This window comes from Sorangium sp. So ce363 (genome assembly GCF_051520435.1).
Lineage (GTDB): Bacteria > Myxococcota_A > Polyangia > Polyangiales > Polyangiaceae > Sorangium > Sorangium cellulosum_B.
Map to the genome: position 1 here is coordinate 2,166,304 of NZ_CP150333.1, position 15,652 is coordinate 2,181,955.

At 73.6% G+C, this 15,652-nt stretch carries 9 protein-coding genes; 4 read left to right on the forward strand and 5 right to left on the reverse strand.

Translation table 11 applies throughout. The annotated features are described in order from the left end of the window. Positions 1-6: 6 nt before the first annotated feature. From WMF12_RS08425 to WMF12_RS08445, 5 genes are all read right to left on the reverse strand, one after another. Positions 7-1,803: a hypothetical protein gene (locus tag WMF12_RS08425; RefSeq protein WP_437869907.1), complete on the reverse strand. Its 1,797-nt coding sequence runs from the start codon at positions 1,801-1,803 to the stop codon at positions 7-9. Next, complete coding sequence (locus WMF12_RS08430) at positions 1,793-2,815, reverse strand: hypothetical protein (protein WP_437745090.1); 1,023 nt, start codon at positions 2,813-2,815, stop codon at positions 1,793-1,795. Before WMF12_RS08430 ends, WMF12_RS08425 begins: the two co-directional genes overlap by 11 nt. 285 nt (positions 2,816-3,100) lie before the next feature. Next, on the reverse strand, positions 3,101-4,171 hold the full coding sequence (gene tsaD / locus WMF12_RS08435) for a tRNA (adenosine(37)-N6)-threonylcarbamoyltransferase complex transferase subunit TsaD (RefSeq protein WP_437745091.1): 1,071 nt from the start codon (positions 4,169-4,171) through the stop codon (positions 3,101-3,103). After that, complete coding sequence (locus WMF12_RS08440; protein ID WP_437869908.1) at positions 4,159-4,749, reverse strand: hypothetical protein; 591 nt, start codon at positions 4,747-4,749, stop codon at positions 4,159-4,161. The genes tsaD and WMF12_RS08440 overlap by 13 nt, the downstream gene beginning before the upstream one ends. Next, positions 4,746-9,017 carry a HEAT repeat domain-containing protein gene (locus WMF12_RS08445; protein ID WP_437869909.1) on the reverse strand — a complete coding sequence of 1,424 codons (4,272 nt, stop codon included), beginning with the start codon at positions 9,015-9,017 and terminating at the stop codon, positions 4,746-4,748. Before WMF12_RS08445 ends, WMF12_RS08440 begins: the two co-directional genes overlap by 4 nt. Here WMF12_RS08445 and WMF12_RS08450 point away from each other — a divergent pair. From WMF12_RS08450 to WMF12_RS08465, 4 genes are all read left to right on the forward strand, one after another. Further along, complete coding sequence (locus WMF12_RS08450) at positions 9,006-9,626, forward strand: AAA family ATPase (RefSeq protein ID WP_437869910.1); 621 nt, start codon at positions 9,006-9,008, stop codon at positions 9,624-9,626. The two genes, WMF12_RS08445 and WMF12_RS08450, sit on opposite strands and share 12 nt — an antisense overlap. A gap of 513 nt (positions 9,627-10,139) precedes the next feature. Continuing rightward, the gene (locus tag WMF12_RS08455) at positions 10,140-10,439 is read left to right on the forward strand and encodes a hypothetical protein (protein ID WP_437869911.1); all 300 of its coding nucleotides are present in this window, start codon (positions 10,140-10,142) and stop codon (positions 10,437-10,439) included. Positions 10,440-10,631: 192 nt separating this feature from the next. Next, entirely contained in the window at positions 10,632-14,642 is a 4,011-nt protein-coding gene (locus tag WMF12_RS08460) for a protein kinase domain-containing protein (RefSeq protein WP_437869912.1), read from the forward strand. A 346-nt stretch (positions 14,643-14,988) separates the two neighbouring features. Beyond that, a complete protein-coding gene (locus WMF12_RS08465) occupies positions 14,989-15,630 on the forward strand; it encodes a hypothetical protein (RefSeq protein WP_437869913.1) in 642 nt (213 codons plus the stop codon). Positions 15,631-15,652 lie beyond the last annotated feature (22 nt).

The following is a 15,652-nucleotide window of genomic DNA, read 5'->3' on the forward strand; positions in this document are numbered from 1 at the left end:
GAGTCATCAGAAGTCTGGCTTCCCTTCGGGGAGAGGCGGCTCGGAGGTGCGCGACGGCGGCACCTTACCCCCTCTGGGCTTCGGTTCAAAGCGCCCGGTCGCGGCCCCACCTACCTTGGTGTTCCTGTTCCGCCCCGATGACGGCTGCGTCTTCGACTGAGGCTCACTCTCCTGCGGCTGCTCTTGCCCCGCCTGCGGCTTCGCCGTCGCATCCGGCGGCGCCCACGGCGATGGCAGCGCGGTCGTGGAGGGCGACCCCGTCGCCGCCGAGCCGGCCTCGGCACTCAACCCCGGCGCCGCCGCGCTCCCCGCGGGCGCCGCCACGCCCGGCCCCGTCGCTTCCGGCGTCGCCGTCCCACCCCCGGGCGTCCCCTGCGATACCAGCACCGCGACCATGCCCGCCACGGCCACGAAGCCGAGCCCCGCGACGGCCCAGATCCACGTCCGCGACGACGCCGGCTTCTCCACGATGACCGGGATCTCGTCGCGCTCCTCCCCCCCGACGCTCGGCACCGGCGGCATCGGCCCCGCCGGCGCGCTCCACGCCCCGCCGCTCGCCACTCGCCCGGCCCCGCCGCTCGCCGCCTGCGCCGGCACGGCATTCCCCGGGCCCGCCTGGCCCATCCGCACGGGCCCCGTGCCTCCGGCCTCGACCCCCGCCGCCAGCGCCGCGCTCCCCAGCAGCTTCTCCGAATCGATGACCAGCGTCCCCTTCGGCCCAACCTGCTGCGACGCCGGCCCCGCCGGCCCCGCCCCCACGCCCTTCTGCGACGGCGGCATCGACCCCGGCGCCCGCCGCTCCTGCAGCGCCACCCCCGGCATCGCGCCCGCCACGCCCACCGGCCCCGTCCCGCCCTGCTGCGCCGCAAACCGCTCGCGCCATCCGCCGCCGAACTGCGGCTTCTCCTCCACCTCGGCCAGCGGCCGGGCCCCGAACATCCCCCGCGCGATCTCCCCCTCGTCCTCCGAGACCTCCTCGATCCGGATCAGCACCCCGTGCCGATCCTCCATCGTGACGTCCCGCTCCCGCACGAACCGCACCGATACCCCGCCCGGGATATCCGCCTCCCGCCCGCTCGTGATTGACGTCCACTTGATGTTTGACCGGTACAGCACCGTCGCGATCTTCGCCGCCGCGAGCGCGATCGACCCGAAGGGCTCATCCGGCTTGTGGACGATCACCACCCGCTTCGGCTGCGCCCCCTCGTCGGCCACCCAGTCCCACGTCGCGCCGCTCCGCCGGAGATACGGCAGATCGCCGAACTCCTCGACATACCGCTCCAGCACGTGCGCCACCCGCTCCGGCGCCTCCCGCACCGCACTCACGTACTCGCGGTAGAACATGCCCGCCGACGAGTTCAGCTCCGTCGCGTTCATCACGTGCCGGTAAAACGTCGCCGACGCCTCCAGCAGCGTCGCATACCCGAGGTCCCGATCCACCGCGACGATCCCGTGCGCGAACGGCGGGTTCCCCCGCCCGGCATGGTCGACCGCCCCGCCGATCCGAAAGCCGAAGATGAGCCCCACCGCCCCGTGGCCAGGCTCGTGCTGCGTGTCATCCCTCGACAGATTGCCAATCGCGAACGCGTGCGTCGCCCCCGTCGCAGGCTCGATGTACTTCATCAGCCGCGCCAGGTGGCTGAACTGCGTCGTCGTGAGGGGCCCTTGCGGCACCTCCGGGCAGTACATGAAGTCGATCTGGTGCCCCGGGATGTTCCCGTGCAGCACGTGATACCACGCCGCGTCCGCCGGCGCGCGGTACCGCGGGATCACATACCCCGAAGCGCCCTCGCTACCGTACATTGGGCCTGACCTGCTGCGGCACCGGCGGGGCAGGGAGCGCCGCGGTCCGCGACAACGCCGAATGACCGCTGATGTCCTGCTTCATCCGCTGCAGGAGCTGCGGATCATACGCGTTCTTCGGGAGGATCTTCTCCACGAAGTGCGAGAACAGGTGATGCGTGCTGTGCCCGTAGCTCGCCGACCCGACGAGCACGCGAATGTCGATGTTGTTCTTGTACCGCTCCAGGCTGTCGATGAGCGTCTTGTAATACCCGCGCGCCTCCCGCTCCACCTCGGCCGGCGTCCCGGACAGAACATCGGACTTGTTGATGAAGAGCACAACCGCCTTGCACGAGGCCAGCGTCTTCGGGCTGAAGAAGAACTGCAGCGACTGCGGCTGAAACTCCCGGAGCTGCTCCTGGATCCGCGACGGCTCGACCTTCTGCCCGTCCTTGCCCGCCAGATCCACGACCATCAAGAGCCCATGGACCTCCTCCATGATGAGCTCCTGCTGCGCGTCCACGATGTGCTCGCCGCCCCAGTCGCCGACCTCGAACACGTGCTCCGTCAACACCTCTTTCGTGAGAACGTGGCTGACGGTCCGCTCGTAACGCTCGATCTTCGTCCCCTGCAGCGTGCCCAGATCCACGAGAGGATTCGCCCACTTGAGCGTGAGCGACGTCTTGCCGGTCCACTTGATGCCGAGCGTCAGGATCTTGTACCGCTTCTGCGTGATCTTCGGCCGGCTCTCGAGCTCGCTCTTGTACCAGTCGATCTCCTTCTGCTGGGCGTCGAGCCAGTCGACCTTCTGGCGATCGTCGCTCCTCGCGATCTCGAGCGCCTGCTGGATCTGCCCGTACTGCGCCCGCAGCTGATCCAGCTGGCCCTTGGCCTGCCGGAGCGCCTCGATGTGCTGGTTCGCGTCCTGAAGCTTCCGCTTCAGCTGCGTGGCCTGCATCAACAGGAACACGGCGCCTGCGCCGCACGCCACCGCAATCAACCCGAGCACTATCGGTAGAACAACCTGCTGCATGGCTTACAATCCTCGCGCCCCGCCGGGCGGGCTATCCCACCCTGTCCTGTCCCGCGCGGCCGGAAGAACGGCAAGCGCGGACCGGCCTGAATCCTGAGAACGCATCAGACCACGGCTCGCCGCAGCGTACAAGTCCGAGGTAATCCCCAGCACGAGCCATCACTTCACCGTTCGCCATCGTCCGCCACCGTCCGCCACCGGACGCCACCGGACGCCATGTCCCCACACACACAGGATCCGCGTCCTCCGCGCCCTCGCGCCGCTCCCGCTACCGGCCTGTCCCGATCACCTCGCGCCACCGCCCTTGCGGGTCACCCGCGGCAGCGCCGTCCTCGTCTCCGGCGCGAGATCCAGCGTGTCCCGCTCCCCGGCCGCGAGCCGCAGCGCGCCCGCATACGCGATCATCGCCCCGTTGTCCGTGCAGCTCGCGAGCGGCGGCACGAACAGCGCGAGGCCCCGCCGCTCGCACGCCGCGGCCATCTTCGCGCGGAGCCCCTGGTTCGCCGCGACCCCACCGCCGAGGACCACCCGCCCGATCCCCTCGGCCCGCGCGGCCCGCACGGTCTTCTGCACGAGCGCGTCGACCACGGCCCCCTGGAACGCCGCGCACAGGTCGCGGAGCGCCTGCCCCTCCGGCCGCCCCCGCTTCGCCACATGCCGCGCGACCGAGCTCTTGATGCCGGAGAAGCTGAACTCCAGCGACTCCTTGCGCGCCATCAGCGCCGGCACCGCGTCCGCCGCGGCCGCCGCGTCGCCCCCGGCCGCGAGCCGATCGACCACCGGCCCGCCCGGATAGCCGAGGCCGAGCAGCTTCGCCACCTTGTCGAACGCCTCGCCCGCCGCGTCGTCGCGCGTCGCGCCGAGCTCCCGGATCGCGCCGATCGCCGGGCCATCCACCCGGTAGATGGCCGTGTGCCCGCCCGAGGCGAGCAGCGCCACGTACGGGAACGACGGCCGCTCGCGCTCGTCGGAGAGCGGCGCGCCGCCCCGCCGCAGGAACACCGCGAGCAGGTGCCCCACGAGGTGATCGACGCCCACGAGCGGCTTGCCCGCGGCCCACGCGAGCCCCTTCGCGGCCTGCAGGCCGACGAGCAGCGCCCCGGCGAGCCCCGGCCGCGACGTCACCGCGACGCCGTCGAGATCCGCCGCCGAGACGCCCGCGCGCGAGAGCGCCTCGCGCACCACCGGGACCACCGCGCGCGCGTGGTCGCGCGCTGCGACCTCGGGCACGACGCCCCCGTAAGGCGCGTGCAGCGCCACCTGGCTGCGCACGACGTCGGAGAGGACGTCGCCTCCCTCGGTGACCACCGCCGCCGCCGTCTCATCACACGATGTCTCGATCCCTAGAACCCGCATGTCCCTGCCCGCCGCGTCAGCCTGAAATTGCCAAACACCTGCCGCTGCCCCGCCGCCTCTGCCTCGCCCGACGCGAGCGGCGCCCGGCCAGGCCGGAGCAGGCGGACCTCGACCGACGCGTCCGTGCGCAGCGACAGCACCGCGACCAGCGGCTCCGCCTCCGGCTCCGACGCGTCGACCGCGTAGATCGCGTTGCGCTCCCGGCCCTCCCCGAACTCCAGCCGCGACAGCGGGTCGTGGGCGAGCGCGCCGATCGGCCGCAGCGGCGCGCCGTCGAGGAGGCGCCGCTCGGACGTGGCCCCGTCGGGCGCCTCGTAGGTCCACAGCGCGCCAGGCGGCTCCGGCCCGTCGAGCGCGTCCGCGTCGAGCGTGAGCCGCATCTGCACCCGCGGGCTCAGGCCGGCGCGGAACGCGCCGCCCAGCGTGATCGCGCCGCAGTACGCCTCCCCGTCGGCCGTGGAGAACCGGCTCAGGTCGTCGCAGCCGGCCGCCCCGCCGGCGCTCATCGCGCCGGCGAGGGCGAGCGGCGCGAGCCGCAGCGCGCGGCGCCGCGGCCCGGGCGGAGCGGCGCGGCTCAAGGCGCGGCGCTCCGCATCAGCTCGGCCGCGGTCTGGCGGACGCGCGGCTCGGGATCGCTCGCCGCGAGCTGCCGGAGCACCGGCGCCGCCGCCGCGCGGTCCGCGGAGGCGAGGGCGCGGGCCGCCGCCTCGCGCACCAGGGCGTACGCGTCGGCGCGGGCCGCCTCGCCGAGCGTCTCGGCCACCTGACTGGGCCTGCCGCCGCCCGCGCCCCCGCCCGGCGCGCCGAGCCGACCCAGCGCCTCCGCCGCGCGCACGCGCAGCGGCCAGCTCGACGAGGTCCGCAGGAGCTCCGAGACGGCCGCGATCGTCGGCCCGTGCCGGACCGCGCCGAGCGCCGCGAGCGCCGCGCGCCGCACGCTCTCCTCGGGATCGCCGAGCGCGTCGACCACCGCGGCCTGCGCCTCCGGCTCGGGCCGGGTCGCGAGCAGCTCGACCGCGCGCGTGCGCACCTCGATCGCCGGGTGCCGCACGAGCGCCACGAACCCGCTCACGACCGCCGCCGCGATCCCCTCCACGGCGGCCTCCACCTGCCGCCTCGGCTCCGGGGCGAGCGCCGCGCGCCCGTCCGTGAACGGCGCGAGCCCGAGCGCCGCGACGCCCCCGCCGGCGCCGCGATCGCCGCCTGCCCCGCCCGACACGGCCGCGCCGCGCGACAGGATCGCGTCCGCGACGACCAGGGCCCGCTCGGGCGACGTCGCGACCGCGGCGACCGCGGCCTTCTGCAGCGCCGGGCCGAGCGCCACGAGCGCGGCCGCGCGATCCTCCGGGCCGGGCGGATCGGGGTCGAGCCCCGCGAGCACGCCCTTCACCGTCAGCGCGCCGTCCGGCACCGGCAGCGGCTCGCGCGTGCGCGGGTACGCGCGCCGCGTGAGCGCGACCGCCGCCGACACCGCGGCGGCGCGCAGCCCCTCGTCCGACGAGAACGCGCCGGCCGCGATCGCCTGGGCGGCCCCGCCCGCGGCGACCGCCTCGGCCTCGCCGGCGCCGCCGCCCCCGGGTCCCGCGCCGCCGCCGCCGCCGAGCCGCGCGAGCGTGATCAGCGCCGCGCGGCGGAGCTCCGGCTCGCTCGAGTCGGCGAGCGACATGAACAGCGCGGGCCCCTCGCCGCCGCCCGCGAGCTCGCCCAGCGCGCGGACCGCGGCGGCGCGCGGCACGGAGCCGGCCTCGGGCGCCCTCGCGACCGCGGACAGCGCCGCGGCGTGCTTCCGGTCGTGCGTCAGCCCGAGGCCGACCGCCGCGAGCGCCCGCACCTCCGGCGCCGGCGACGACAGGAGCCGCGCGAGCAGCGCCACCGCCTTGGCCGCCGGCCGCCCGCCGCCCGCCGCGAGCCGCGCCACGCCCCAGGTCGCGGCGACCGCGACCGCGTCGTTCGGCAGCACGCTCGCCGCCGCGTCGCGCGGCGCGAGCATCTGCTCGTAGCGCTCCAGCATGGCCGGGTCGCGCAGCGCGCCGCACGCGATCATCGCGCGGGCGCGCAGGCCCTTGTCGGCCTGGCCGACCGCGAAGTTGTAGAGCGCCGGCCCGGCGCCCTTGTTCTCGACGTAGGCCAGCACCTCGATCGCGACCTTCTGCTGCGACTCCTTCTCGTCCGCGAGCGCGTCGAGCAGCGGCTTCACCGCGCGTGCGCCGATCTTCGCGAGCTCCGCGCGCGCCGCCGCGCTCGCCGCGCGGCCCTCGCCGCGGACCTTCTGCATCAGCGGGAAGGTCATCGCGCCGTAGAGCTCCACGAGCAGCCGCCGGTAGAGCGGCTTCTGCGGGTTGCCGACCGCGACCGGCAGGAGCTCGCGCTCGAGCACCTCGAGCGAGCCCCTGCCGAGGTTCACCTGCATCGACATCCGCGCCGCGCGCGCGACGAGCTCCTCGTCGTTCGACGCCCTCACCACCCGGCGGAAGAGCCGGTCGGCCTCCTCGGCCTGACCCGCGGTGAGCAGCAGCTCGGCGAGGTCGAAGTACACGGGGAACAGCCGATCGTTCTTCGCGAGCGCCTGCCGGTACTCGGCGATTGCGCGCGGGAAGTCCTGCCGCCGGCGGTACATGTCGCCGAGCTTCTGGTGGCCGCTCGCGTCCTCGGGCGACAGCTCGACGGCCCGCGCGGCGTACCGGATCGCGTCGTCGTCGCGGTACAGCTCCGCGGCGTACTGCGCCATGCGCTGGTAGAACTCGCGGGCCCGCTTCGGGTTCACCTCGACGAGCTTGCCCAGCACGTCGATCGCGCCGAGGAGGTTCTGCTGGAGCACGAGCACGCGCTCCAGCGCGAGGAGCGAGTCCTCGTCGCCCGGCGCGGCCTGGACCAGCCTCCGGAGCGTGGCCTCGGCGTCGGGCAGCCTGTGCAGCTTGCGCTGCACCTCCGCGAGCAGCCGCCCCGCCTCCAGGTCGGGCGGGGTCGCGTTGAAGCGCGCGGCGAGCGGCGCGACGCGGCTCGGCAGCTCGTGGGTGAGCGACCAGAGGCTGACGATGTGGGTGCGCGCCTCGCGCGCGAGCAGCTTGTCGTTGCCCGCCCCGGCGAGCAGCTGCTCCCAGAGCTCGCGCGCCTCCGTGTAGCGCGGCCCCGCGTTGCCGAGCGCGCTCGCGGTGCGCTCCAGCGCGATCGCGAGCGCCTTCTTGTAGCGGCTGTTCGCGGGCTCGAGCTGCGCCGCCTCCCGGAGCGCGGCGAGCGCCTCCGCCACCATGTCGTGGTCGAGGTACACCTCCCCGAGCGTGGCCGCGGCGCGCGCCCGGCTCGGCACGACCTGCTTGATGCGCGCCCACGTCTCCAGCGCCTTCTTCTTGTCGCCGGCCTGGAAGTACCGGTCGCCCAGGTCGACGAGGTGGCTCGGATCGCCGCCCGCGGCCCCGGCGAGCCGCTGGAGCACCTTGAGGGCCCGGTCCTTCTCCTCCACCCGCTCGTAGAAATCGGCGACGGCCGCGAGCGTCTCGGCCTCGTCCGCGACGCGCCCCTCGAGCTGGGTGAGCAGCGCGAGCGCCTTGGGCCGGTCGCCCCGCTGGATGAGCGTCTCGCACAGCTCGAAGACGAAGTCCGCGTTGCCCGGGGCCGCCTTGATCAGGAGCTCGTACTCGCGGATCGCGGCGTCGAGCTCGCCGGCGGTCTGGAGCAGGTGGACGAGCCGGAGCCGCGTGTCGATGTGCTTGCCGTCGAGCGCGAGCGCCCTCCTGTAGATCCCGATCGCCTTGTCGACGTCGCCGGTCTCCTCGTACAGGGCGCCCAGCGTCGCGAGCCGCTGGAAGTCCTGCCCCTTCTCGGCCTCGAGGATCGCGATGAGCTCCGCGAGCTTGCCCTCGGCGCGGAACGCGTCGGTCATGATGAGCAGGATCTCGGCCCGCACCCCGGCGGCGCTGCCGGCGATGGCGAGCGCCCGCTTCAGCACGGCGAGCGCCTCGTCCATCTTCTTCTGCTTGGCGAGCGCCTGCCCGAGATCGCGCAGCGCCGGCGCGAGCGCCCGGTTGTCGCCGGCCGCGGCCTTCACGAGCTCGCGGAACTCGGCCTCGGCGCGCGCGTGGTGCCCGCGCGCGGAGAGCTCGCGCCCGAGCTCGGCCTTCACGAAGAGCGAGCCCTGCGCGTTCTTCACGAGCGCGTCGTGCTGCGCCTTGGCCGCCTCGAAGTCGGAGAGGTCGAGGCAGAGCGCGAGCAGCGTGCGCCGGGTCTGCTCGACGTCCGCGGGGACCTTGAGCAGCGGCAGCGCCTTCTCGTAGTGCGCGCGCGCGCGGGCCTTGTCGCCGCGATCCGCCTCGAGCTGGGCGAGCGCCATCATCGCCGCCGGGTCCCCGGGCCGGTCCGCGATGGCGGCCTCGTAGGTCTTGATGGCGTCGTCGTAGCGCCCGTCCTGCTTGTAGACGCCGGCGAGCACGACCTTCGAGGCCCAGGCGTCGGCCCCCGGCTGCGCGGCGCGGCGCTCGAACTCCTCGACGAGCTTCTTCAGGTTCCCGTCGCGCTCGCGGTAGAGCTGGGCGAGGCGCTGGAGGGGGAAGGGCGCGCTCGGCTGGCTCATGACGATGGCCGTGTAGCGCGCGATCAGCGCGTCGCTCGACGGGCCGCCCCGCTTCCCGTCGCCGGTCTCGGCCGGCTCCGGCTTCGCCTGCGGCGGCTTCGCGGGCTGCGGCCGCGCGGCGGGGCCAGGCTTGCTGCCGCCGGGCTTCGGGGCCTTCGGCCTGGGCCGCTTGCCGCGGCCGGACGGATCGAAATCCGCGGCCTCGGCGTGCGGGATCGCGAGCGTCGCGGCCGCGGGGATCAGGACCGCGAGGCAGCCGGCCAGAACGTGGGATCGCACCTGGGTAGGGTAGACCGACGGTGCGCGGCGGGCCACGCGGAGCAGCGGCGGCGCCGGGAACGGGCGCGATCGGGGCGGCGCGGATGCGGGACATGCGAGGCCGCTGAGCTCAGCAGACGACTTTCCAATTCCGGCCGGGCCCTTGACGCGCCGGGGGCGGCCGGGGACAGTCCCCCGCGCGCCCTGGTAGCGTCGACCCCATCACGTCGAGCGATAGCCCCCGCGCGCGGCGAGTCGCCATGCCCTTCGTCCCAGCCGGCGGCCAGTCCGATTTTCGCGAGCTCCGTCGCGCGGCGCAGGACAGGATATGTCGACAAGACGCCCTTGATAGGCCAGCTCCTCGCCGATCCTGCGCAGGTCGTCCTGTTCCCGCGGTCGCGCCGCTTCGGAAAGACACTGAACATCTCCACCCTCGCGTATTTTCTCGGGGAACGCGACGAGAGAGCTGTCCGATTACGTCGCGCGCCATCACTGCCGCAAGGTGATCATCCTGATCGACGGGTAGGACACCCCCATCCAGTCCGGTTACTTGAACGGCTTTATCGACGAGGTGACGCTGTTCTCCCGGAACTTCTTCTCTGTTGCTTTCAAGGACAACCTCTCTCTTGAAGGGGGCGTGCTGCGGGTCTCCCGGGAGAACCTCTTCTCCGGCCTGAACAACGTCATCGTGTCGTCGATCCTGAGCGACCGCCGCTATGCAACGTGCTTTGGCTTCACCGAGGTCGAGGTCGCCAGTGTCCTGGATCAAGCGTGGTCCGACAGCGTCTCCGCAGCGCAGCCGACCACGGCGGTGCGGGAGGAGCTCGGCGAGGTCACCGCCTCGCTCGCCACTCCCAACCTCGAGGTCCGCGTCGCGCACCGCGATCTCTTCCGCTCCTGGCTCCGGCGCGGGCTCCCCGAGCGGAGGCACGCCGAGGCGCTGATCCGCGCGCTGCTCGGCGGCGACGCCCCGGCGCTCGAGGCGCTGATCGAGCGGCTGCTCGTCACGGTGATGTCCTATCAGGACCCCGCCGGCCGGGAGCCGGAGAAGCTCTATCACGGCTTCATCCTTGGCCTCCTCGTGAGCTCGAGGGCGATTACGACGTTCGCTCGAACCGCGAGTCCGGCCTCGGCCGCGAGGACATGCTCGTGCGACCGCTCGCGCCGGGCCGTCCAGGCGTCGTGCTGGAGCTCAAGGTGCCACAGCGAGGCGAGACCCCGGAGCAGGCGCTCCTCGCCGCGGCGCGGCAAGTCCGCAATCGCCGTTACGCGGTCGAGCTGGTCGCCGCCGGCGCCGCCCCCGTGCATGAGCTGGTCGCGGTCTTCGACGGAAAGCGCGCCTGGGTGAGGCTGATCGATGAGGTACTCGGCGCCAAGGACGGACACGCGCCGGGCCAATCGACTCGGGCAGACGTGGAGTACATCGTTGTTCGTATGTGGTGAGGCGCACAACCTCGGATCCGCCCTCGCCGCGAGCTCACCGCGCTGCGGTCCCTGACGTTGCCTTGCTTACAGCACAATTTGCTGACGGGGAGCGCTGCAGTTCTGGATATCCTCGGTCGCTGCGATGAGCTCGTCCGAAGCACCCCACAGGCGAGCGCTGCGGCTCTCTGAGTCGTCTCGGGGGTACCGCTGATGCGCGCTGGTGACATCGTCGCCGACCGCTTCGAGATCGAAGGGCACGCGACCTCCGGCGGCATGGCGCAGATCTTCCGCGCCCGCGATCGGCTCACGGGCGAGCCGGTCGCGCTGAAGATCCTCCAGCGCACGGGCCCGCAGGAGTCGCACCGCTTCCGCCGGGAGGCTCACGCGCTCGCCGCGCTCCGCCACCCCGGGGTCGTCGGGTACGTCGCCCACGGCACGACCGAGGGCGGCGAGCTCTACCTCGCCATGCAGTGGCTCTCCGGCGAGACGCTCGCCGAGCGCTTGCTCCGCGAGCCGCTCACCGTCCCCGAGAGCCTCTCGCTGGGCGTGCGCGTCGCCTCCACGCTCGGCGCCCTCCACCGGCTCGGCATCGTCCACCGCGACCTCAAGCCGAGCAACCTCCTGCTCGTCGGCGGCTCCGTCGACGAGGTCACCCTCCTCGACTTCGGCGTCGTGCGCGTCGCGGACGCCGGCCAGGAGCTCACCATGCCCGGCGTGATGCTCGGCACCCCCGGCTACATGGCCCCCGAGCAGGCGCGCGGCGAGGTCGCCATCGACGCCCGCGCCGACGTCTTCGCCCTCGGCTGCATCCTCTACCGCTGCCTCACCGGCCGGCCCCCGTTCGTCGGCAACGACGGCCTCTCGGTGCTCGTGAAGGTCCTCCTCGAGGATCCGCCGCGGCTCCGGGAGCTCCGCGGCGAGGTCCCGGCCGCGCTCGACGACCTCGTGACGCGCATGCTCGCCAAGGCCCCGCGCGACCGTCCCCGCGACGGCGCGGCCGTGGCCGCCGAGCTCGGGTCGCTCGGCGATCTCGCGCCAGCCTCGCGGCGCGGCCTCCCCCTGCCCATCGGCGGCCCGACGCCCGAGCTGACGACCGGCGAGCGCCGGATGATCTGCCTCCTCCTCGCCCGCGACGGCGCGCTCGACAGCGACGCTACCCGGTCCGAGGGCGAGGACGCGCTCCGCGTGCGCGCGCTCAGCGCCCTGGCCGAGCGCCACCAGGGCCGCCTCGAGATCATCGAGGCGCGCTCTCCCGTCGTGGTGCTGTCCGGCCTCGTCGCGCCGACCGACCTCGCCGCCCGGGGGGCGCGGTGCGCGCTCGCGATGCAGGTGCTGCTCGGCGGCGCGCCCGTCGCGCTCGTCTCGGGGCGCGCCGAGATCACCGCCCGATCTCCCATCGGCAAGCTCATCGATCAGGCCGCCGCGCTGCTCGCCGGCGACGAGGCGCGGCTCGGCGTGGTCCGCGTCGACGAGGTCACGGCCGGCCTGCTCGGCGCGCGGTTCGATCTCGGGTCGGATCACGCGGGCCATCTCTTGCGCGGCGAGTGCGACGACCTCGAGGCGGTGCCGCGCCTCCTCGGCAAGCCGACGCCGTGCGTGGGCCGTGACCGCGAGCTGTCGCTCCTGGAGGCGACGTTCGTCCAGTGCATCGAGGAGCAGACCCCGTCCGCGGTGCTGGTGACGGCCCCCGCCGGCATGGGCAAGTCGCGCTTGCGCGTCGAGCTGCTCCGGCGCCTCCGAGCGCGGGACGAGCCCATGGCGGTCTGGATCGCGCGCGGCGACCCCATGAGCGCCGGCTCTGCCTTCGGCCTCCTGGCGCAGGTGCTCCGCCGCGCGCTCGGCGTCGCCGACGGCGCGCCGGCCGCGGCGGTGCAGCGCAAGATCCGCGAGCGCGTCGGTCGTCACGGCGAGCGCGGCGCCCACGTCGCGCCCTTCCTCGGCGAGCTCGTGGGGACGCCCTTCCCGGACGAGGCCAGCGAGGCGCTCAGGGCAGCGCGGCGGAGCTCCGTGCTCATGGGCGATCAGCTGCACCTCGCGTGGGAGGAGTTCCTGCGCGCCGAGTGCGCGGCGCAGCCGGTGCTGCTCGTCCTCGAGGACATGCACTGGGGCGACCTGCCCACGGTCGGCATGATCAACAGCGCCCTCCGCAACCTGCGCGACGCGCCTCTCATGGTGCTGGCGCTCGGCCGGCCCGAGGTGCGCGAGATGTTCCCGAAGCTGTGGGCCGGCCGCGGCGTCCAGGAGATCGAGCTCACGGGGCTCTCGCGCCGCGCCAGCGAGCGGCTCGCGCGCCAGGCGCTCGGCGGCGTCGTCACCGAGGAGATGATCGGCACGCTGGTCGAGCGGGCCGACGGCAACGCCTTCTTCCTGGAAGAGCAGATCCGCGCTGCCGCCGAGGGGCGAGGGGCCGCGCTGCCGGAGACGGTGCTGGCGATGGTGCAGGCGCGGCTCGAGGCGCTCGATCCCGAGGCGCGGCGTGTCCTCCGGGCGGCGAGCGTCTTCGGCCAGAGCTTCCGGCCCGCCGGCGTCGCCGCGCTGCTCGGCGGCGCCGACGCCGAGGTGGCGGTCTGGCTCGCCGAGCTCGTCGAGCGCGAGGTGATCGCCCCGAGGCGGCAGCCTGGCCGGGGCGGCGCGCACGGCCAAGGCCTCTCCTCCACGTCGTCCGCGCGCGGGAGGCCCGGCGACGGGCCCGAGCGCGATGCCTCGCCGGCGGGCCGGGCCGCGGCGCGCGAGCCCCGCCTTCCGATCGAGGCGGGCGCGGACAATCCCGAGTACAGCTTCCGGCACGGCCTTGTGCGGGAGGCGGCGTACGGGGCGCTGACGGAGTACGACCGGCGGCTCGGCCACCGGTTGGCGGCCGAGTGGCTCGAAGGGGAGGGGAAGGGCGACGCGGCGGAGCTCGCGGAGCACTTCGAGCGCGGCGCCGAGCCGGGGCGCGCGGCGGCGTGGTACCGGCGCGCGGCGGAGCAGGCGCTGCGCGGCAACGATCTCCTCGCCGCGATCCGCCACGCCGAGCGCGGCCTCGCGTGCGGCGCGACCGGGGCAGAGGCGGGCGGGCTGCTCCTTGTCGACGCGGAGGCCCGCGTGTGGCGTGGCGATTTCGCCGTGGCAGAGCAGCGCGCGCTCGAGGCCGTCGCGCTGTTCGAGCCGGGCTCGCCGTCCTGGTACTCCGCCGTGACCTGGGTGGTCACGGCCGCTGGCAAGCAGGGGGCCTTCGATCGCGTGGAGTCCTGGGTGGCGACGGCGCGGGGCGTATCGCCCCGCGAGGGCGCGCTGACCGGGAGCGACGTCTGCCTCGTCGAGGGGGCCAACTGGCTCGCCTTAGGCGGCCGCTACGCGGTGGCGGACGGGATCATCGAGGCCCTCGAGCGCAGCGGGGAAGAGGAGCGGCCGCTCGACGTCGAGGTGCTCGCCCGGCTCTACGAGGCGCGCGCCCTCCGCACCATGACCTCCGGCGATCTCGGCGCCTGCCTTGACGGCATCGAGGCGGCGCTCGCGGTGTTCGAGCGGAGCGGCGATCGCCGCAACGCGTGCTCGCTGCGGGTGAACCTGGGTGCCATCACCATGGAGCTCGGGGACTACGAGGGAGCCGAGGCCGCGCTGCGCGCGGCGCTCCGCGCGGCGGAGCAGATGGAGCTCACGGATCTGGCCGCGTTTGCCCGCAGCAACCTGGGCAACGTGATGATCGCCCGCGGCAATCTCGACGAGGCCCGGCGGATCGAGGAGGAGGCGATCGCGACGTCCCAGCGGCTGGGCGATCCGAGGGCCGAGGGGATCGCCCGCGCGTACCTGGGGAGGGCGGCGCTGCTCGCCGGCGACCTCGGCACAGCCGAGGCCGAGGCCCGCGCGGCCGCGGAGCTCCTGCAGAGCGCGCCGCCGCTGCGCGCAGCGGCGTGGGCCCTCTCCGCGCGGGTCCTGCTCCGGAAGGGCCACGCCGAGGAGGCGCTCGCGCTCTCCGGCGAGGCGCTCTCCCTTCTGGAGTCGCTCGGCGCGGTCGAGGAGGGGGAGTCGCTGATCCGGCTCGTCCGGGCCGAGTCGCTCTTCGCGATCGGCCGGCAGGCCGAGGCGCTCGCCGCGATCGCGCGGGCGCGCCAGAGCGTGATGTCCCGTGCCGGGCAGATCTCGAATCCTCGCTACCGGGAACAGTTTCTGTCTGCGCTCGACAACGGCGAGACGCTTGCGCTCGCGGCGCAATGGCTCGGCGACCGAGACGCTCCATGAACTTGCGCTTCGCCACACGTGGGATTCCCTGCTCGCGGCTCTTCCAGGAGCCGTGCGCTGCCCACGCGCGCGCCTGAACGACCGTTTCCTCGCCGTTCTCACGACGTTATCGCAGGAGCGGATTTTTTAGGGTTCCTCCGGAAAAGTCGTTGAGGAAACTCCTGATGCGTGTTTCATTTGTGGGGAGGGGGCTATGCAGTACCGTTTCAAACTCGCAATCTTGTTCCTGGGTCTGTGGGGCATCTGTCTAGGGGCCTGTGTCGGTGAGGCTGACCCCCTGGAGGATGACCTTGGCACGGTGGCGCAAGAGGCGTGGACGCGGAACGCGTTCACAAAGACCGCGCTCGTGGAGAGTGCGTTCGCGACAGACACGCTCGCTACGGAAGCGCTCACGGGCAACCCGCTGACGACCGACGCGATCGCGAGCAGCGGCGATGTCATGAGCGCGCTGCGCGATCCTCTGGCTCGCGAGTTCTTGACGTACGTGGCGAGCTGCGCGCTCCCGGAGGGGCAATCCGTGCAGGTCTCCCTGGACGGCGAGACCTATACCTTCGGGGGGAGCATCGGTCTTGCGCTCGAGTGGGGCCGAGCTCATGGGAAGTGCAACGCTCACTGCCAAGGCTGGGTCTCGGCCTGCATGCTGGCCAGAATCAACGATGTCGGGCAAAGCGTGCCCATCTCGATGCGTGGCAAGCACAAGGCCCTTGACTCGGATCAAGCGGAGCGGGATGCCTTCCCTCGGCGGGAGGCGGCCTATTTCGGCGACCTCTTCGCGCCGGAGCAGCGCCGGTTCGCGTGCAAGTCGCCCGGCTCGACGCTCATCAGCCGCGTGTGCGGCGGGACGGGCGTCGACACGCAGGGCTGCATCGTCGACGTCCTCGGCGACTGCGACGCCATCTGCGGCGCTCCGACGTCGGACGGCAGCTTCCCGAACTGCGTTGGCGGTGGCCATACGACGCCGACGACGGTGACCGTCTTCCGGGAGTAGCGGGTCCGGGTTTCCGTCGCGT